The 18,258-nt window shown below is 63.5% G+C and carries 16 protein-coding genes; 8 read left to right on the forward strand and 8 right to left on the reverse strand.

What is annotated here, in order from left to right:
• Positions 1 to 56: 56 nt before the first annotated feature.
• Positions 57 to 1,040: an N-acetyl-D-Glu racemase DgcA gene (gene dgcA, locus ABMA59_RS13700; protein ID WP_349005923.1), complete on the forward strand. Its 984-nt coding sequence runs from the start codon at positions 57 to 59 to the stop codon at positions 1,038 to 1,040.
• On the opposite strand, the gene ABMA59_RS13705 is transcribed toward dgcA, so the two are convergent.
• Together ABMA59_RS13705 and ABMA59_RS13710 are read right to left on the reverse strand one after the other, a co-directional pair.
• Positions 1,020 to 2,225 (reverse strand): MFS transporter, encoded by a 1,206-nt coding sequence (locus tag ABMA59_RS13705; protein ID WP_349006149.1) that lies wholly within the window; start codon positions 2,223 to 2,225, stop codon positions 1,020 to 1,022. The two genes, dgcA and ABMA59_RS13705, sit on opposite strands and share 21 nt — an antisense overlap.
• 367 nt (positions 2,226 to 2,592) lie before the next feature.
• Positions 2,593 to 3,414 (reverse strand): UDP-2,3-diacylglucosamine diphosphatase, encoded by an 822-nt coding sequence (locus ABMA59_RS13710; protein ID WP_349005924.1) that lies wholly within the window; start codon positions 3,412 to 3,414, stop codon positions 2,593 to 2,595.
• A 124-nt stretch (positions 3,415 to 3,538) separates the two neighbouring features.
• Between ABMA59_RS13710 and ABMA59_RS13715 the strand changes: the two genes are divergently transcribed.
• Together ABMA59_RS13715 and ABMA59_RS13720 are read left to right on the forward strand one after the other, a co-directional pair.
• The gene (locus ABMA59_RS13715; RefSeq protein ID WP_349005925.1) at positions 3,539 to 4,318 is read left to right on the forward strand and encodes an SDR family oxidoreductase; all 780 of its coding nucleotides are present in this window, start codon (positions 3,539 to 3,541) and stop codon (positions 4,316 to 4,318) included.
• A gap of 63 nt (positions 4,319 to 4,381) precedes the next feature.
• A complete protein-coding gene (locus ABMA59_RS13720; RefSeq protein ID WP_349005926.1) occupies positions 4,382 to 6,697 on the forward strand; it encodes an NADP-dependent malic enzyme in 2,316 nt (771 codons plus the stop codon).
• 75 nt (positions 6,698 to 6,772) lie between these two features.
• On the opposite strand, the gene ABMA59_RS13725 is transcribed toward ABMA59_RS13720, so the two are convergent.
• Positions 6,773 to 7,219 (reverse strand): iron-sulfur cluster assembly scaffold protein, encoded by a 447-nt coding sequence (locus ABMA59_RS13725; protein WP_349005927.1) that lies wholly within the window; start codon positions 7,217 to 7,219, stop codon positions 6,773 to 6,775.
• A gap of 470 nt (positions 7,220 to 7,689) precedes the next feature.
• On the opposite strand from ABMA59_RS13725, the gene folE reads away from it, so the two are divergent.
• From folE to ABMA59_RS13740, 3 genes are all read left to right on the forward strand, one after another.
• Positions 7,690 to 8,328, forward strand: a complete 639-nt coding sequence (folE, locus tag ABMA59_RS13730) for a GTP cyclohydrolase I FolE (RefSeq protein WP_349005928.1) — start codon at positions 7,690 to 7,692, stop codon at positions 8,326 to 8,328.
• Between the two features lie 38 nt (positions 8,329 to 8,366).
• Positions 8,367 to 8,816, forward strand: a complete 450-nt coding sequence (hisI, locus tag ABMA59_RS13735; RefSeq protein WP_349005929.1) for a phosphoribosyl-AMP cyclohydrolase — start codon at positions 8,367 to 8,369, stop codon at positions 8,814 to 8,816.
• 95 nt (positions 8,817 to 8,911) lie between these two features.
• Entirely contained in the window at positions 8,912 to 9,883 is a 972-nt protein-coding gene (locus ABMA59_RS13740) for a patatin family protein (protein WP_349005930.1), read from the forward strand.
• A gap of 49 nt (positions 9,884 to 9,932) precedes the next feature.
• Here the strand turns inward: ABMA59_RS13740 and recJ are convergent, their stop codons facing one another.
• Entirely contained in the window at positions 9,933 to 11,723 is a 1,791-nt protein-coding gene (gene recJ, locus ABMA59_RS13745; RefSeq protein WP_349006150.1) for a single-stranded-DNA-specific exonuclease RecJ, read from the reverse strand.
• 58 nt (positions 11,724 to 11,781) lie between these two features.
• Positions 11,782 to 12,771 (reverse strand): class II fructose-bisphosphatase, encoded by a 990-nt coding sequence (gene glpX / locus ABMA59_RS13750; protein ID WP_349005931.1) that lies wholly within the window; start codon positions 12,769 to 12,771, stop codon positions 11,782 to 11,784.
• A gap of 99 nt (positions 12,772 to 12,870) precedes the next feature.
• Between glpX and ABMA59_RS13755 the strand changes: the two genes are divergently transcribed.
• Positions 12,871 to 13,128, forward strand: a complete 258-nt coding sequence (locus ABMA59_RS13755) for a hypothetical protein (protein WP_349005932.1) — start codon at positions 12,871 to 12,873, stop codon at positions 13,126 to 13,128.
• 24 nt (positions 13,129 to 13,152) lie between these two features.
• On the opposite strand, the gene ABMA59_RS13760 is transcribed toward ABMA59_RS13755, so the two are convergent.
• From ABMA59_RS13760 to ABMA59_RS13770, 3 genes are all read right to left on the reverse strand, one after another.
• The gene (locus ABMA59_RS13760; protein WP_349005933.1) at positions 13,153 to 14,466 is read right to left on the reverse strand and encodes a homoserine dehydrogenase; all 1,314 of its coding nucleotides are present in this window, start codon (positions 14,464 to 14,466) and stop codon (positions 13,153 to 13,155) included.
• Positions 14,467 to 14,509: 43 nt separating this feature from the next.
• Positions 14,510 to 15,727 (reverse strand): LL-diaminopimelate aminotransferase, encoded by a 1,218-nt coding sequence (locus tag ABMA59_RS13765; protein WP_349005934.1) that lies wholly within the window; start codon positions 15,725 to 15,727, stop codon positions 14,510 to 14,512.
• A 70-nt stretch (positions 15,728 to 15,797) separates the two neighbouring features.
• On the reverse strand, positions 15,798 to 16,046 hold the full coding sequence (locus tag ABMA59_RS13770; protein ID WP_349005935.1) for a hypothetical protein: 249 nt from the start codon (positions 16,044 to 16,046) through the stop codon (positions 15,798 to 15,800).
• Between the two features lie 224 nt (positions 16,047 to 16,270).
• Here ABMA59_RS13770 and ABMA59_RS13775 point away from each other — a divergent pair, with 224 nt between their 5' ends.
• Positions 16,271 to 18,097: a PHA/PHB synthase family protein gene (locus ABMA59_RS13775; protein ID WP_349005936.1), complete on the forward strand. Its 1,827-nt coding sequence runs from the start codon at positions 16,271 to 16,273 to the stop codon at positions 18,095 to 18,097.
• The last annotated feature ends 161 nt before the right edge of the window (positions 18,098 to 18,258 follow it).

The raw sequence follows: 18,258 nt of genomic DNA on the forward strand, positions 1-18,258 counted from the left end.
TCGAAGCCTGTCACTTTGCCGCACGGCGGCACCACACTTGCCCGGAGCAGAAAAACATGGCGCGTGTCCTTTTGGTCGAGGTTGAGCGCTTTCCGATCGCCGGAGCCTTCACGATTTCGCGCGGTTCCAAGACCGAAGCGGAAGTCGTCTGCTGCGTGATTCGCGACGGCGGCCACGCCGGGCGCGGCGAATGCGTGCCCTATCGCCGCTATGGCGAAACGATCGAAGGCGTAATCGAGGCAATCGAGTCGGCGCGCACAGACATCGAAGCTGGAGCTGGCCGGCAAGACCTGCTTCGCCTGATGCGTCCGGGCGCGGCGCGCAACGCAGTCGACTGCGCATTGTGGGATCTGGAAGCAAAGATCGGGGGCACGCCGGTCGCAACGGCACTTGGCGTTAGGGAGACGCAGCCGTTGACGACCGCCTATACGATATCCCTGGACACGCCGGCGAAGATGGCCGCGCAGGCGCGCGCCAATGCCGGGCGGCCCCTGCTGAAGGTCAAGATCGGCGGCGGCGGAGACCTTGACCGGATCGCGGCGGTCGTCGCGGCCGCGCCGGAGAGCCGCATCATCCTCGACGCCAACGAGGGATGGACGGAAGCCAACCTTGAAGAGAACCTGCACGCTGCGGCAGGCCTCGGCGTGGCGCTGGTCGAGCAGCCGCTGCCCGCCGGCAAGGATGCCGCCCTTCGCCATATCCGCCGTCCCGTGCCGGTCTGCGCCGACGAAAGCCTGCACACGGCCGATGATCTGAAATCCCTCTCCGGCCTCTACGATGCGGTGAACATCAAGCTGGACAAGACGGGCGGCCTCACCGCCGCTCTCGTCCTGCGCGACCGGGCGCGTGAACTCGGCTTTTCGATCATGGTCGGCTGCATGGTGGGAACGTCGCTCGGCATGGCGCCGGCGGTGCTCCTGGCGCAGGGCGCCGATTTCGTCGACCTCGACGGCCCGCTGCTTCTGGCGAGAGACCGGGAGCCCGCGCTCGCCTATTCCGGGTCGCTGGTCTCGCCGCCCTCACCAGACCTTTGGGGTTGAACGGTGCGCCATCCACACCAGCCCCATGCCGAAGACTGCTACCGCGATCATCGGAAAGAACCCGTTCACCCCGAATGCCGCATAGAGCGGGCCTGACGCCAGCGTGAATGTTGCCATGCTGAAGCCGTTGGCGAAGAAGGCGATGCCTTGCGCGGCGCCGGTGCGTTCCTCGGGCACGGTCTCGACAATGAGTTTTTGCACGCCGATCAGGATCAGCGCCGTCGAAAACGAATGCAGCGACTGCACCGCGAAGAAACCTATGATGCCGATCCCCGACGGCCAGATGAGCGGAAAGGCCAGCCAGCGCAGGATTGCGCCGACGCCGGCCAGCGCCAGAAGCGCCGTGGCGGAGCGCCGCGAGAACAGCCGGTTGAAAAACAGGAACATGAAAACCTCGGCGACAACCGCCCAGGCCCACAGCAGTCCGACGGTCGTGTCCCCGATACCGATCGATTTCCAGTAGATCGAGACGAAGCTGTAGAGGAAGGCATGGCTGCCGGTGATGACGCCGGCGCCCGCGACGAACAGCACGAAGTAGCGGTTGAGGAGCTTTGGTGCCGCATCCTGGATTTCCACGGCGGAAAGCGGCGAGGCCTTCCTCGGGCGTCCAAGCCTAGGCGCCAGGAACGAAACCAGCAGCGTCACCACAAGCCCGCAACTGATGATGGCCGGAACCGACTTTTCGCTGGTCAGAGACAGGATGAGACCACCGCCGAGATTGCCGCACAGAAAGGCGATCGATCCCCAGATCCGCATCCGTGTATAATTCGATCCGAAGCGCCGGACGCCGGAAAGCGCCAACGAATCGGCGAGCGGCGAATGCGGGGTCCAGGCCGCTGCCAAGGCGAGAGACACCGCCAGCACCACAAGGTAGGTCGGCCTGAGGAAAAAGCCGAGCGAGACCAGCAGCGCCGACGCCACCAGCAGGATCAGAACATTGGCCCGGTCGTTCGCCTCGTCGGCCATTGCGGTGACGAAAGGCGTGGTGACCACGCGCAGGAACATCGGCGCCGACAGGATGACGGCAATCTCCTGCGCGCCGAAACCGTTGGCTTCCAGCCAAAGCGGAAAATACGGCAGGTGCACCGCCTGCGGTACGAAGATCGCCGCGAAGATCAGCGAGATCCGAAGCTCGAAATGAGGCGGCTTGATGCGTTGTTCGGGAGAAAGCGAAGGCAGGGGCATCGGCGGTCCGGCTGGAGATTCGGGCATGCACCCGCTCCGGTTCTCCCGGCCCATACCATGCCCGCCGGAAGCCGCCTAACCGTTGAACGGCTGCGCCGGCAACTGCGCTGGCGCTGTGGCCAAATGGTCACGCCGGCGCCGATTGTGCATCATGCACCCGCGTGATGCTTGGGCAGCCAAACCGATCGGCCAGGCAACTCGAAACGCGTAAAAGCACGGCTGCGTCATGCTCACGAGGGGGTCGCGTCAGCGCAAATCGGATTCGCATTGCCGGATTCTCGATAAGTCTTTGAAATCATGCCACCTTCCGGACTTGCCGCCGTCCCGGCGCGCGTCCTCCGCGCCTTTGATTTCAAGGACTTACGAGTCAGGCAGCCTCGACCACCGAGCCGCCCTCGATCAACCGCGGCTTGAAGCCGGTCTCCTTAGGAGCAGCCGCAAGCACATGCGGCCAACGCAATATTTCCAGCGATCCATCGAAATTCTCGACCACCGCCGTGCAACTCTCGACCCAGTCTCCAGTATTGACATAGGTGATCTCGTCGAACTGCTCGATCACGGCATGGTGGATATGGCCGCAAATCACGCCATCCACTTCGGAACGACGGGCCTCTTCGCTGAGCACCTTCTGGAACGCGCCGATGAAGTTGACGGCTTTCTTCACCTTCACCTTCGCCCAGGACGAGAACGACCAGTAAGGCAATCCGAGCACCCGCCGGACGCGGAACACCACACGGTTGACCGAAATGGCAAAATCATAAGCGCGATCACCAAGATAGGCCAACCAGCGAACGTTGTGCACGATGGTGTCGAACTGGTCGCCATGGATGACCAGAAAGCGTTTTCCATCCGCCGTTTCGTGGACCGCCCGGTCGCTGACGACAATGCCGCCGAAATGCGTTCCCTGGAACTGCCGCAGGAATTCGTCATGATTTCCAGCGATATAGAAGATGTTCACGCCCTTGCGCGCCTGCCTCAGCAGCTTCTGGACGACGTCGTTATGCGCCTGTGGCCAGTGCCAGGAACGCCGCAGACGCCAGCCGTCGACGATATCGCCAACCAGATAAATCGTCTCCGCCTCGTGATAGCGAAGGAAGTCTATCAGGAACTCAGCCTTGGCCGCCTTCGAGCCGAGATGCAGGTCTGAGATGAAAAGCGTCTTATATTTTTGGGGCGCTGTTTCGGACATAACAGCCTGATCCTGTTGCTGCATGTGCGCCAATGCCCAGATTCATGCAACATGCGTATGACGGTTGCGGTCCCGCCGTCCCCCGCTATAGGGTGCCCGCCTCTCGGAACGGAGGAACGGCGGGATGGATCTGGGCATTCGGGGACGCAAAGCGATCGTCTGCGCATCGAGCAAAGGTCTCGGCAAGGGCTGCGCCCTGGCGCTGGCGGAAAACGGCGTCAACCTCGTCGTCAACGGCCGCGACGCTGCGGTCCTGGCGCGCACGGCAGCAGAGATTCGCAACCGGTTCGGCGTTGAAGTCGTTGAAATCGCTGGCGATGTCGCCGACCCGTCCATACAGAAGTCGCTGCTGTTGGCCTGCCCGGAACCGGATATTCTTGTCAACAACAATGCCGGCCCGCCGTTTCGCGATTTCCGCGAGCTCGACCGCGAGGCGATCCTCAAGGGCGTCACCAACAACATGGTCACTCCGTTCGAGCTGATCAAAGCCACAGTCGACGGCATGGCGTCGCGCGGTTTCGGGCGTATCGTCAATATTACTTCGCTTTCGGTCTACATGCCGATCCAAGGCCTCGACCTGTCTTCGGCCGCGCGAGCCGGGCTGACTTCCTTTCTGTCCGGCATCGCGCGCGGCGTTGTCGACAAGAATGTTACAATAAACAACATGTTACCGGGGAAACTTGATACGGACCGGCTACGCGGCCCGCACGAACCGGGCGTGCCGGAAGACCCGGAGGCGGCACGGCAACGCAAGGAAAGGCTTGCAGCAGATATTCCCGCCAAGCGATTGGGAACATTGGAAGAATTCGGTCAGATCTGCGCCTTCCTCTGTTCCGCTCACGCCGGATACCTGACAGGACAGAACATTCGGGTCGACGGCGGCGCCTATATAAGCGCTTTCTGATATCAGCTTGTCGGAAGCCGTCGCAACGGCTGGAAGAAACTCGATGGAACGGCAGTCACGGGCATGAACGACGAAACCACCCATACGGCGAAGTCGGACCTCGACGAGGCCGCCCTCTTTTTCCACAAATACCCGAAGCCCGGAAAGCTCGAGATCCAGGCGACCAAACCGCTCGGCAACCAGCGCGATCTTGCACTCGCCTACTCGCCCGGCGTCGCTGCACCCTGCCTGGCGATCCGTGACGACCCAGCCACCGCCGCCGACTATACCGGCCGCGCCAATCTCGTCGGTGTCATCTCCAATGGCAGCGCCGTGCTCGGGCTGGGCAATATCGGGCCCTTGGCCTCCAAACCAGTGATGGAAGGCAAGGCCGTTTTATTCAAGAAATTCGCGGGCATAGACGTTTTCGACATCGAAATCGACGCGCCGGAGATCGAGCGCATGGTCGAGACCGTCGCGGCGCTCGAGCCGACCTTCGGCGGCATCAATCTTGAAGACATCAAGGCTCCGGAATGTTTCGAGGTCGAGGAGCGGCTGAAGACTCGCATGGGCATTCCGGTGTTCCATGACGACCAGCATGGCACCGCGATCATCGTCGGGGCCGCCGTGCTGAACGGCTTGGAATTCGCCGGCAAGAATATCGCGGACGTCAAGATCGTCACGTCGGGGGCGGGCGCGGCGGCGCTCGCCTGTCTCAACCTCCTGGTTTCGCTCGGCGCGAAGGTCGAAAACATCTGGGTCACGGACCGTTTCGGCGTTGCCCACAAGGGCCGTGTCGAGGAGATGGACCGCTGGAAGGACCCCTACGTCAAAGACACCGAGGCGCGTACACTGGCCGAGGTGATCCCCGGAGCGGACGTGTTCCTCGGCCTGTCGGCGGCGGGTGTGCTTAAACCCGAACTGCTGGCGGGCATGGCGCCAAAACCGCTGATCTTGGCGTTGGCCAACCCGACACCGGAGATCATGCCCGAAGTGGCGCGTGCTGCCCGCCCAGACGCCATGATCTGCACCGGCCGTTCTGATTTCCCCAATCAGGTCAACAACGTACTGTGCTTTCCTTATATTTTCCGGGGCGCGCTCGATTGCGGCGCACGCGCCATCAATGAGGAGATGAAGATGGCGGCGGTGCGTGCCATCGCAGCACTGGCCCGCGAGGAACCGTCGGACGTGGCGGCGCGCGCCTACTCCGGCGAGACGCCCATCTTCGGCCCGGACTTTTTGATCCCCTCGCCCTTCGATCCGAGGCTCATCCTGCGCATCGCGCCCGCGGTCGCCAAGGCCGCCTGTGAGACGGGCGTGGCGGCGCGCCCGATCACCGATTTCCCGGCCTATGTCGACCGGCTGAACCGCTTCGTCTTCCGCTCCGGCCTCGTCATGAAGCCGGTCTTTTCGGCGGCCAAGAATTCGACGGCCAAGCGCGTCATCTATGCCGACGGCGAGGATGAGCGCGTGCTGCGCGCAGCCCAGGTCGTTCTCGACGAAGGTATCGCCAACCCGATCCTGATCGGCCGTCCGAACGTCGTGGAGGTGCGACTGAAGCGATACGGACTACGTATCAGGCCGGACACCGATTTCGAACTGATCAATCCCGAGGACGACCCGCGTTACCGCGCCTATGTCGACCTGCTGATCGAACTCGGCGGCAGGCGTGGCATCACCCAGGAGGCGGCGCGCACCATGGTACGCACCGAGACCACGGTGATCGCGTCGCTGGCGGTGCGGCGCGGCGAGGCCGACGCCATGATCTGCGGCCTGGAAGGCCGTTTCGAGCGGCATCTGCGGCATGTGTCGCTCCTGATCGGCGCACGGCCGGAAGTGCGCGACCGAGACCTTTCGGCTCTTTCCATGTTGATCTCGACGCGCGGCGTGATCTTTCTCACCGACACTTATGTGACGATCGACCCTTCCGCCGAAGAGATCGCCGAAATGACTTTGCTGGCCGCGGAGGAGATCCGGCGTTTCGGCATCGAGCCGAAGGCCGCGCTTCTTTCCTTCTCCAACTTCGGCTCGCGTGATGCGGCAACGTCGCTGAAGATGCGCCGCGCCGCTGAAATCCTGCGCGAGACCGCGCCGGAACTAGAATGCGACGGCGAAATGCACGGCGATTCGGCCTTATCGGAGGAACTGCGCCAACGCATCTACCCGCATTCGCGGCTTAAGGGCGAAGCCAATCTGCTGGTCTTTCCGAACCTTGATGCCGCCAATATCGCTTTGACCACGGTCAAGCAGATGCTGGACGCCCTTCATGTCGGGCCGATCCTGCTCGGCACAGCCCGGCCCGCGCATATTCTGACGCCGTCGGTGACGTCGCGCGGCATCGTCAACATGACCGCGCTTGCGGTGGTGGAAGCGGCGCAACAGAAAACCGCCTCGGCCTGACAAGAACGAGCCGGGTATTTTGGGTGCGCTAAGGTCTGCTGATATCCACGCCTGAGAGCCTGAGGCTGAATAGGCCTAAGCAGCCTTTTCCGCTTGCTTGCGCTCGATCTGGCCAATGGCGTCGACCACGGCGTCGAAGGTCAGCATGGTCGAGGCATGGCGGGCCTTATAGTCGCGCACCGGCTCCAGGTACTTCAGGTCGGCGAAGCGGCCATCGGGCGGAGCGCCGTTTTCCTTCAACATCCTCAGCATCGCCTCGCGCACCCCGCGCAATTCCTCGGCCGAGGCGCCGACGACACGCTCGGCCATGATGGCGGAAGAGGCCTGCCCCAGCGCGCAGGCCTTTACGTCATGGGCAAAATCGGTGACCACTCCGTCCCGCATCGTAACGTCGACGGTGACCGTCGAACCGCAGAGTTTCGAATGCGCCGTGGCTGATGCATCGGGGTGCGGCAAGCGGCCGATGCGGCCGATATTGCCGGCAAAGCCGAGGATTTTCGCGTTGTAGACGTCGTCGATCATGGTCTTTCGCCCGCATGTGGCCGTGTGGCGGCGCAAGCTTGTTCCAGAACAATATAGGTGCTTGCCACGCAGCCTGCACACAGAATTTCCGCATGCCGGACGGATCGCAGTCTCAGCGGCCGATCCCCGCACCGGCTCGTAACGGCCACCTGTCGCCGTCGACGCAGAACCGCATCAGCTCTGTTTCTATCCGCAACATGGCTGTTGCAAATTTCCTCCCGCCCGGCGGATTGCGGATACGGAATTGCGTTTCGATGTCAGCATGCAAACGACATGTACCAAGGGAGCGTCTTTCATTCGCCCGGTCCGCCCATATATAATGACCTGTCCGGTTTCGGCGCCTGACCGCGTCAGCGCCCGGACAAGCCGTCATGCCGTTTTTCGGGCACCGCAGGGTCAGGTGGCCGCGAAAGGCAGTGGTCCGTTCAACTCGTCGCCAGCTAAGCGGGCGACTACGGGAGCCCCCTTTCATGGACGCCGTCGTCAAGAAGATCATGCCTCGCTCCGACTTCATGGACAAGCCGGAGACGCACCGCCCCACGGAGGCCGAGGTCGAGGCCGCCGTGCTGACGCTGCTGCGCTGGACCGGCGACAATCCGGACCGCGAAGGTCTGCGCGACACGCCGAAGCGCGTAGCGAAAGCCTATCTGGAAATGTTCAACGGCTACGACATGTGCCCAGCCGACGAACTCGGCCGGACTTTCGAGGAAGTGGCCGGTTACGACGATCTGGTGATCGTGCGCGATATCCAGTTTCACTCGCATTGCGAGCATCACATGGTGCCGATCATCGGCAAGGCGCATGTCGGCTATCTGCCCGACGGCAAGGTGGTCGGCCTGTCGAAGATCGCCCGCGTCGTCGACATTTTCGCGCACCGCCTGCAGACGCAGGAGGCGCTGACCGCGCAGATCGCCAGCGTCATCCAGGAGGTGCTGAACCCGCGTGGGGTTGCCGTGATGGTCGAAGCCGAGCATATGTGCATGGCGATGCGCGGCATCCGCAAGCAGGGCTCCACCACCCTGACGTCCACCTTCACCGGCGTGTTCAAGGACAATCCCGAGGAACAGCTCCGGTTCTTGACAATGGTCCGGGGAGGGCTCGGGGGCTGACAGCCTCCGTGACCCCACCGGCTTCAGAGGAGCCGGTGATGTCCGGTAAGTTTCCTTCCCCGCCTTCCGACAAGCACCTGCTGGAAACCGGCGCCGTGCTCTCGCCCCGCTTCGACGCAGCGGGACTGGTGACGGCCGTCGTGACCGACGCCGACGACGGCGTGCTGCTGATGGTCGCGCATATGAACGCCGAGGCTCTGGCACGTACGATCGAGACAGGTATCGCCCATTTCTGGTCACGTTCGCGTGCGTCTCTCTGGAAAAAGGGGGAGACGTCGGGCAATTTCCTTCAGGTTACGGAAATGCGGGCCGACTGCGATCAGGACGCGGTCTGGTTGCGTGTGAAAGTGGCGGGAGACGGCGCAACTTGCCACACTGGCAGGCGTTCCTGCTTTTACAGGGTTGTGGACTACACGGACGGGGAAACAAGCCTGCGGGATGACGGCAGCGCCATACTATCGGGCGCTAGTCCGCATTCGCATGGTTAGCTGGCATATCTCTTTCCGGTTTCGGAATATGGCCCTTCATGCTTTCGATACGGTGTCGCCCGTAAAAGCATGGTTGGGAGACGTGGGAGTCGGACATGCTCGAATGGGCGTCGTTCAGGAATAGGGCCGAGACAAGCGACGCAGGCGGTGGTCTGCCGTCGGCACCAAAGAACGAACCCGCGCCCATGAAAAAATCCGGCATAGCGCTGGCGCTGGGCGGTGGCGCGGCGCGCGGCTGGGCCCATATTGGCGTGCTGCGCGCCCTGGAAGAAGCCGGCATCGAGATCAATATGATCGCCGGGACCTCGATCGGCGCGCTGGTAGGCGGCTGTTTTCTCGCCGGCAAGTTGGACGAGTTGGAGGAATTTGCCCGCAGCCTGACCAAGCGGCGCATTTTCGGCCTGCTGGATTTTACCTTCGGCGGCAACGGCCTGTTCGGTGGAATGAAACTCGATGCCCGCATGAAGCAACACATCAACGGCATGCGCTTCGAGGACCTGCCGAAGCCGTTGGTCTGCGTGGCGACCGAAATCCGCACGGGGCACGAAATCTGGCTGTCCAGCGGCGCGCTTATCACAGCCATGCGCGCGTCCTATGCCCTGCCCGGCGTGTTCGAGCCGGTGACGGCCAACAAGCGCGTGCTGGTCGACGGCGCATTGGTCAATCCCGTGCCGGTGTCCGTGTGCCGCGCCTATGAGCAGCCGCTTGTGGTGGCGGTCAACCTGCATTACGACCTGTTCGGCCGCGCCGCGGTGATCAAGCACAATGCCGGGGAGCTGGTGGTCGAGACCGACGGCCATTCGCGCATGCGGGGCGGCGGCCGTGAATCCCGGCTCGGCATCAGCGGCGTCATGGTCGAGGCCTTCAACATCATCCAGGACCGCATCTCGCGCGCCAGGCTCGCCGGCGATCCGCCTGACCTTTCGCTGCAACCGAAGCTCGGCCATATCGGGCTGACGGAGTTCCATCGCGCCGACGAGGCGATCCGCGTCGGCTACGAGACGACAAAGGAACGTCTGGGCGAACTCTTCCGCTTGCAGAGCGTCCTCGAAGAGAGCCAGCCGTAACCCTCTGCCGAACATTTGCCGTCGCGGCGGTTGAAGCCGCGTAAGGCTCTCAGGCCGGGCTGACCGCCGCGTCGACGATCCTGAACTGCACGCTGCGCGCGCCGTTCCAATAGTTGGCTTGTACCTGACCGGCGACGTGGATGCGGCCGCCCCGGTTCCTGCCCAGAAACTCACCAAGATCGCTGCCGGCCGCGCGAAAAGCCATTGCCTGGATGGAGCCTCCCGCGTCGGAGCGCAGGTCGAGGCGCAGATGCGTGCTGCCGACCGGGCGGACATCGCGTAGCTGGTGCCGGGGCAGCACGAACATGGGCGGCGGATAACCCGAGCCGAACGGGCCGGCCTGCTCTAGTGAGTCGAGCAAGTTCTGGGTCGCACCTTCCGCCGAAAGCGCGGCGTCGATCAGCAGGCTTTCCTCGTCGCGAAGCCGCATGACCTCGGTTGCGGCGCGCTCTTCGAAAAATGCGCGCAGTTCCCCGAGTTTTTCACGCTGCACGGTGATGCCGGCCGCCATGGCGTGGCCGCCGCCCTTGTCGATCAGGCCGAGCGCAAAGGCGTCGCGCACCAGCCGGCCGAGGTCGAAACCCGGCACCGAGCGACCCGAGCCAGTGCCGGTACCGTTCGGGTTGAAGGCAATGGCGAAGGCCGGCCGGCGGGCATGATCCTTCAGCCTCGACGCAAGCAGGCCAACAATGCCGGGATGCCAGCCGTCGCTGCCTGTCACCAGCACCGCCGGCCCGTTTCCGCCGGCGAGTTCGGCGTCGGCCTCGGCGCGTGCTTGCTCGAGCATCACCTGCTCCAGCGCCTGTCGCTCCTGGTTCAGCCGGTCGAGCACGGCGGCGATCTTTTCGGCCTCGACCGGATCGTCGGTCGCCAGCAGCCGGCTGCCGAGCGCGGCGTCGCCGATGCGGCCGCCGGCATTGATGCGCGGGCCGATCAGGAAACCGAGATGGAACGTGTTGACCGGCTCGCCTATGCGCGACGCGCGCGCCAGCGCCGCCAGCCCGACATTGCGCTGCTGGCGGATGGCGAGCAGGCCCTTGACGACGAAGGCGCGGTTGATCCCGGTCAGCGGCACCACGTCGCAGACCGTCGCCAGCGCCACGAGGTCGAGCAGCGCCAACAGGTCCGCCTGCGGTAGGTCCGGACGTCGGCCGCGCAGGATGCGTGCCGTCTGTACCAGTGCCAGGAAGACGACGCCGGCCGCGCACAGATGTCCCTGCCCCGACAGGTCGTCCTCGCGGTTTGGATTGACGATCGGTACGCCCGAAGGCAGCGCGCCGCCGACCTGATGGTGGTCGAGCACAACGACGTCCCCACCCGCCTCACGCGCCGCTGTAATCGAGGCAGCGCTGTTGGTGCCGCAGTCGACGGTGACGATGAGGCTGGCGCCGCGCGCCGCCAGTTCGCGCATCGCGTCGGGATTCGGGCCGTAACCTTCGAAAATGCGGTCAGGGATGTAGATTTCCGTTTCGATGCCGAAATGCGCGAGGAAGCGCTTCAGCAGCGCCGAGGACGCCGCGCCATCCACATCGTAGTCGCCGAAGATCGCGACCTTCTCGCGGCGCATGACGGCATCCGCCAGACGCGCGGCCGCCGCTTCCATGTCGGTCAGCGTCGCCGGATCGGGCAGCAGGTCGCGGATGGTCGGGTCGAGGAATTTTTCGACCATGTCGGCCGGCACGTTGCGCCCGGCCAGAACCCGCGCCACGATGTCCGGCACGCCGTGACCCTGCGCAATGGCAAGGGCTGCCATCTCCTGCCGCTCGGTCAGCCGATGCACCCAGGCGACGCCGGTGGCGGAGCGGCGCACACCGAGGAAGAAGCGCTTTTCGGCGCTCATGCCGAAGATTTCGATGTAGTGGTCGCAGCCAGGATACGGCTCGCCAAATACAGTGATCTCAAAGCCGCTCCAGATCCCGATGGCGGGCACGAATCTCGCGCACGGTGCGTGACGAGGAGCGCAGCACGATGGTTTCGGTGGTGATCACGTCGCGGCCGAAGCGGACACCGGCAAGAAGGTTGCCGTCGGTGATGCCGGTTGCCGCGAAGATCACGTCACCCCTCGCCATATCCTCCGCGGAGTAGATTTTTTCGAAGTCGCTTATCCCCATCCGGGCGGCCCGCAGCTTCTTCTCTGGCGAGTCGAGGATGAGCCGGCCCTGCATCTGGCCGCCAATGCAGCGAAGCGCCGCCGCCGCCAGCACGCCTTCGGAGGCACCACCCGATCCGAGATAGATGTCGACGCCGGTCTCGCCCGGTTCGGTGGCGTGGATGATGCCGGCCACGTCGCCGTCGCCGATCAGCCGGATTGCCGCGCCCGCTCCCCGCACCGCATCAATGAGCCGGGAATGGCGGGGCCGGTCTAGGATGCAGGCGGTGATTTCGCCGACCGGCACGCCCTTGGCCTTGGCCAGATTTTCGATGTTTTCCTTGGCTGGCGCGTCGATATGGACGACGCCGTCCGGATAGCCGGGGCCGATGGCGATCTTCTGCATGTAGACGTTGGGCGAAAACAGCAGGCTGCCCTTGGCCGCGACTGCGATTACCGACAGCGCATTGGGTAGGTTCTTTGCACAGACCGTGGTTCCTTCGAGCGGATCGAGCGCGATGTCGACCTCTGGCCCCCCCTTGCCCAGCGTCTCGCCGATGTAAAGCGTCGGCGTTTCGTCCTGTTCGCCCTCGCCGATCACCACGGTGCCCCTGATCGGCAGCTTGTCCAGTTCGGTGCGCATAGCCTTCGCCGCGGCCTCGTCGGCAGCCTTCTCGTCGCCGCGACCACGAAAACGCGCGGCGGCGATCGCGGCGCGTTCAGTGACACGCACGATCTCCATCGCGAGAATGCGGTCGAGGCCGTGAGTCTTGCCGACAGCGGATTTCTGTGCGTTCATCCCCACCTCCTGGTCGCCCAGCACCGTATTTTCTTACGAAGCCAAAGCAACGGCTATTCGCTTCGGCTTCGCGATTTCCTAGTCAAGCGGGCGATGTCGATGCGACCATACTGGATTACGTTCAAGGATCCACCGCTGGGCTTCTTCCGGCTGGGGGTCGGGGTGACGGCCGCTTTCGAAGCAGAAGTGAGCGGAACTCTCGCCAGGGCATTCTTCGAGCTTCCCGAGATCGACGCGGTGCGCCCGATCCAACATTTCGACGAGATCGAACAGAACCATGTAGCGCCGAACATGGGAAATATTCTGAAACGCGGCGTCTGGTTTCCAAGGGGCTACGAAACAGCGGTCGATTGGTAATGGCGCGTTCAGCGTATACGCCGTCTAATCCGCCCGCTCGATGCGGATGACCTGCGGCTTGTCGGTCAGATGGCCGTCCTTCGTGATGCCCTCGACCGCCTTGCGCACCGCCGCTTCCGTCGTCTCATGGGTGACGAGGATGACGGTCTTGATTGCTTCGCCATTGGCCTCGGCGGCGCGCTGCACAATCGATTCCAGCGAGATCTGGTTGTCGGCCATGCGCTTGGCGACGGCGGCAAAGACGCCGACCCGGTCATGCACCGTCAGGCGGATGAAATAGCCGCCTTCGTGGCTGCGCATCTTCGCCTGCTTGTATGGTTTCAGCTCCTTGGCGGGACGCCCGAACACAGGCCCGTGCTGGAAGCCCGGCCGGCTTTTTGCGATGTCGGCGATATCGCCGACCACAGCCGAGGCGGTGGCGTTGCCGCCGGCGCCCGGGCCGGACAGCAGAAGTTCGCCCAGTATGTCGGTCTCGATCGCGACCGCGTTGGTGACACCGTGCACCTGCGCAATGACCGATGCCGTCGGCACCATGGTCGGATGCACGCGCTGCTCGATGCCGCTGTCGGTGCGCTGGGCCACGCCGAGCAGCTTTATCCGGTAGCCGAGTTCACCCGCCGCGCGGATGTCAGCCTGGGTGATGTTGGAGATGCCCTCGAGATAGATCTCGTCGGCCGCGATCTTCGTGCCGAAGGCAAGGCTGGTGAGGATCGACAGCTTATGGGCGGTATCGTGGCCTTCGATGTCGAAGGTTGGATCGGCTTCCGCGTAACCCAGCCGCTGCGCGTCCTTCAGCACCTCGTCAAAGGTGATGCCTTCCTTCTCCATACGTGTCAGGATGTAGTTGCAGGTGCCATTGAGGATGCCGAAGACACGGCTCACGGTATTGCCCGCCAGCGCCTCGCGCATCGTTTTGATCACCGGAATGCCGCCGGCCACAGCCGCCTCATAGTTGAGCAGTACGCCCTTCTTCTCGGCGATCTCGGCCAGCGACACGCCGTGTTTGGCCAACAACGCCTTGTTGGCGGTCACCACATGACGTCCGGCCTCGAGCGCAGCCTTCACGCTTGAAAGCGCAGGCCCTCCGTCGCCACCGATCAATTCGACGAACACGTCGATGTCGGCCTTGGCGGCAAGTTCGACCGGATCGGCGAACCACACGGCGCCGGAAAGATCGACGCCGCGGTCGCGCGACTTGTCGCGGGCCGATACGGCAGCCACGACGATCTCGCGGCCGCACTGGCGGGTGAGTTCCGCACCCTTGGACGCGATGACACGCGCCACCGACGCCCCCACAGTGCCAAGGCCGGCTATCCCGACGCGCAAAGCTTCAGCCATGACCGGTCCGCCCCTCAAAACTTGCAAATCGACTGGAATTTCGTCAGCGCCGCGCGGCGAGCGGCACGATGTTGTCGGCGGGCCGCGCCGCGGAGGCGAGAAACCGCTTGATGCTGCGCGCCGCCTGGCGGATGCGGTGCTCGTTCTCAACCAGCGCGATACGCACATGGTCATCGCCGTGCTCGCCGAAACCGACGCCGGGCGCCACCGCCACGTCGGCATGCTCGATCAGCAGCTTCGAGAATTCGAGCGAGCCTAGATGCCGGAACGGCTCGGGGATCGGCGCCCACGCGAACATCGAGGCCGCAGGAGCGGGCATGGTCCAGCCGGCACGGGCGAAGGTGTCGATCATCACGTCGCGGCGCTTGTGGTAGACGTCGCGCACTTCCTCTATGTCGGCGCCGTCGCCGTTGAGCGCGGCGGTCGCCGCCACCTGGATCGGCGTGAACGCGCCGTAATCGAGATAGGATTTCACCCGCGTCAGCGCCGAGATCAACCGCTCGTTGCCGACCGCGAAACCCATGCGCCAGCCGGGCATGGAGAAGGTCTTCGACATCGACGTGAATTCGACGGTGACGTCGATCGCGCCGGGCACCTGCAGCACCGAAGGCGGCGGGTTGCCGTCGAAATAAATCTCCGAATAGGCAAGGTCAGATAGAATGATGATGTCGTTCTTCTTCGCGAAGGCGACGACGTCCTTGTAGAAGTCGAGGCTGGCAACCAGCGCCGTCGGGTTCGAAGGGTAATTGAGGATCAGCGCCAGCGGTTTCGGGATTGAATGGCGGATGCCGCGCTCAAGCGCCGGAATGAAGCCATCGTCCGGTTCGACCTGCAGCGAGCGGATGACACCGCCCGACATGATGAAACCGAATGCGTGGATCGGATAGGTTGGATTCGGGCACATGATCACGTCGCCGGGGGCGGTGATCGCCTGCGCCATGTTGGCGAAACCTTCCTTGGAGCCAAGGGTCGCGACAACCTGGGTCTCCGGATCCAGCTTCACGCCGAAGCGGCGGGCATAATAGTTGGCCTGGGCGCGGCGCAGGCCGGGAATGCCGCGCGAGGAGGAATAGCGATGGGTGCGGGGGTCGCGCACCACTTCGCAGAGCTTGTCGACGATGGATTTCGGCGTCGGCAGGTCGGGATTGCCCATGCCGAGATCGATGATGTCGGCACCCTTGGAACGGGCCGATGCCTTCAGCCGGTTGACCTGCTCGAACACGTAGGGCGGAAGCCGGCGAACCTTGTGAAACTCTTCCATTGTCGATCCACGAAGCAGGGGGCAGAATTGGCGGCGCGTATATACCCAATGTGAGGCAAGGTCGAGGCCGTCACTGGGCTTTGATCGCGTCCAGCGTTTCGGCGCCCTGCTGCTCGGCAAGCTTTCTCAGCCTCACCGGATCGCCCTTGGTCCCGGCGCCGCGTCCGGAGGCCGCCTGTCGCGATTGAGCGGAGGCGATGCGGCCCGTCAGGTTTGCCTTATCACCCTCGCTCAGCGGCTTGGCCGCGACTTCAGGTGGAACGTTGAGATTCGGATACGTGCCTGTGTCCATCGCCCCGCCTTGGGAAACGATGGGCATGACTGTATCCGACGAACTCGACGCGCATCCGCCAGCGGCCGCCAGTCCCGCCATGAATACGGCGGCGAAAGCGCTACGTGCGACAGCAGGCAGGCTGGATTTATGCCGGATTGTCATGTTCTTTCAGCCAAGGCTCCGTTACACCGCGATCCGACGGTATTGGACCCTTTCGAACGTGTCATGCTAAGATGTCAACAAAAAGCCTTGGGAAGATCACGGATAGCATGACGAAAGCTTCCGATTCGGACAAGACGAACCCCGATCCTTCAGCGGTCGAGCAGTACATCGTCAAGGATCCCGAGCGCTTCGCCCTGAACATGGCGCGCATGGTGGAGCAGGCCGGCAAGGCCGCTTCCGCCTGGGCCGAGCCGCGCGAGAAGGGCGAAGTTCGCGACAGCGTCGCCGAACCCGTCGTCGATATGGTGAAGACCTTCTCGAAATTGACCGAGTACTGGCTTTCCGACCCGCAGCGGGCGCTTGAAGCGCAGACCCGGTTGTTCTCCGGCTACATGAGCGTGTGGGCCAATGCCGTGCAGCGGGCCGGCGGCGAGCAGCCGGAGGATGCCGTCAAACCGGACAAGGGCGACAAGCGGTTCCAAGACCCGGAATGGGGCCGCAACGCCTTTTTCGACTTCTTGAAGCAGGCCTATCTGGTGACTTCGCGCTGGGCGGGCGACCTGGCCGAACACGCGGATGGCCTCGACGAGCACACACGCCACAAGGCTTCCTTCTACGTGAAGCAGATCTCGCAGGCGATCTCGCCCTCGAACTTTATCCTCACCAATCCGGAGCTTTTCCGGGAAACGGTGGCCAGCAATGGCGAGAACCTGGTGCGCGGCATGAAGATGCTGGCGGAGGACATCGCCGCCGGACGGGGCGATCTCAAGCTCAGGCAGGCCGACTACACGCCGTTCGAAATCGGCAAGAACGTCGCGATTTCGCCAGGCAAGGTGGTCGGACGTAGCGACGTCGCGGAAATCCTGCAGTACACGCCGACCACCGACACGGTCCTGAAGCGGCCGCTGCTGATCTGCCCGCCCTGGATCAACAAGTTCTACATCCTCGATCTGAACCCGCAGAAGAGTTTCATCCGCTGGGCGATCGAGCAAGGCCACACCGTCTTCGTCATCTCATGGATCAACCCGGACGAGCGGCACGGAATGAAGGGCTGGGAAGCCTATATCCGCGAGGGATTGCAATATGCTCTCGACACGGTCGAGAACACGACGGGTGAGCGCGAGGTCAATGCCATTGGCTATTGCGTCGGCGGCACGCTGCTGGCGGCCGCACTCGCCCTTCTGGCGCAGGAGGGCGACCACCGCATCGCCTCGGTGACCTTCTTCACCACTCAGGTCGACTTCACCTATGCGGGCGACCTGAAAGTATTCGTCGACGAGGACCAGGTCTCGGCGGTCGAGCGTTCAATGGGAGACAAGGGCTATCTGGAAGGCACCAAGATGGCGACCGCCTTCAACATGCTGCGCTCCGGCGACCTGATCTGGCCCTACGTCATCAATAATTACATGCGCGGCAAGGACCCCCTGCCCTTCGACCTGCTCTACTGGAACGCCGATTCGACGCGCATGGCGGCAGCCAACCACTCGTTCTACCTGCGCAACTGCTATCTCGAGAACAACCTGACCAAGGGTAAGATGGAGATCGCCGGGCGCAGCCTGTCGCTCGCCGACATCACCATCCCCGTCTATAATTTATCCGCGAAGGAAGATCACATCGCTCCGGCGCGCTCGGTGTTCCTCGGCTGCCGCTTCTTCGGCGGGTCGGTGGAGTTCGTCATGGCCGGCTCGGGCCACATCGCCGGCGTCGTCAACCCGCCGGCGCAGATGAAGTACCAGCATTGGACGGGTGGCAAGCCGGTGGGCGCGTTCGAGGACTGGATCGCCAGGGCCACCGAGAATCCTGGTTCATGGTGGCCGCACTGGCAGCGATGGATCGAGGACAAGGACGATCGCAAAGTGCCGGCCCGCAAACCCGGCGATAAAGGAAAAATCCTCGGCGAAGCGCCCGGAACCTACGTGAAAGTACGCGTCTGACACTGACCTTTGGCCACGTCCGGCGGTAAGAAAGCGGGCAAAATCATGGCGACCGACCTTGATGTCGCCTTATTTTCTCCCTAGCCCGATGGTGGGCAAAGGGTTAGGATTCGCCCGTTTCGTCTCTTTCGCGTCAGGGGGCGTGGCTTTCGGGCCTGGAC

Source organism: Mesorhizobium yinganensis (assembly GCF_040081985.1).
In the GTDB taxonomy this organism is placed as follows: Bacteria; Pseudomonadota; Alphaproteobacteria; order Rhizobiales; family Rhizobiaceae; genus Kumtagia; species Kumtagia yinganensis.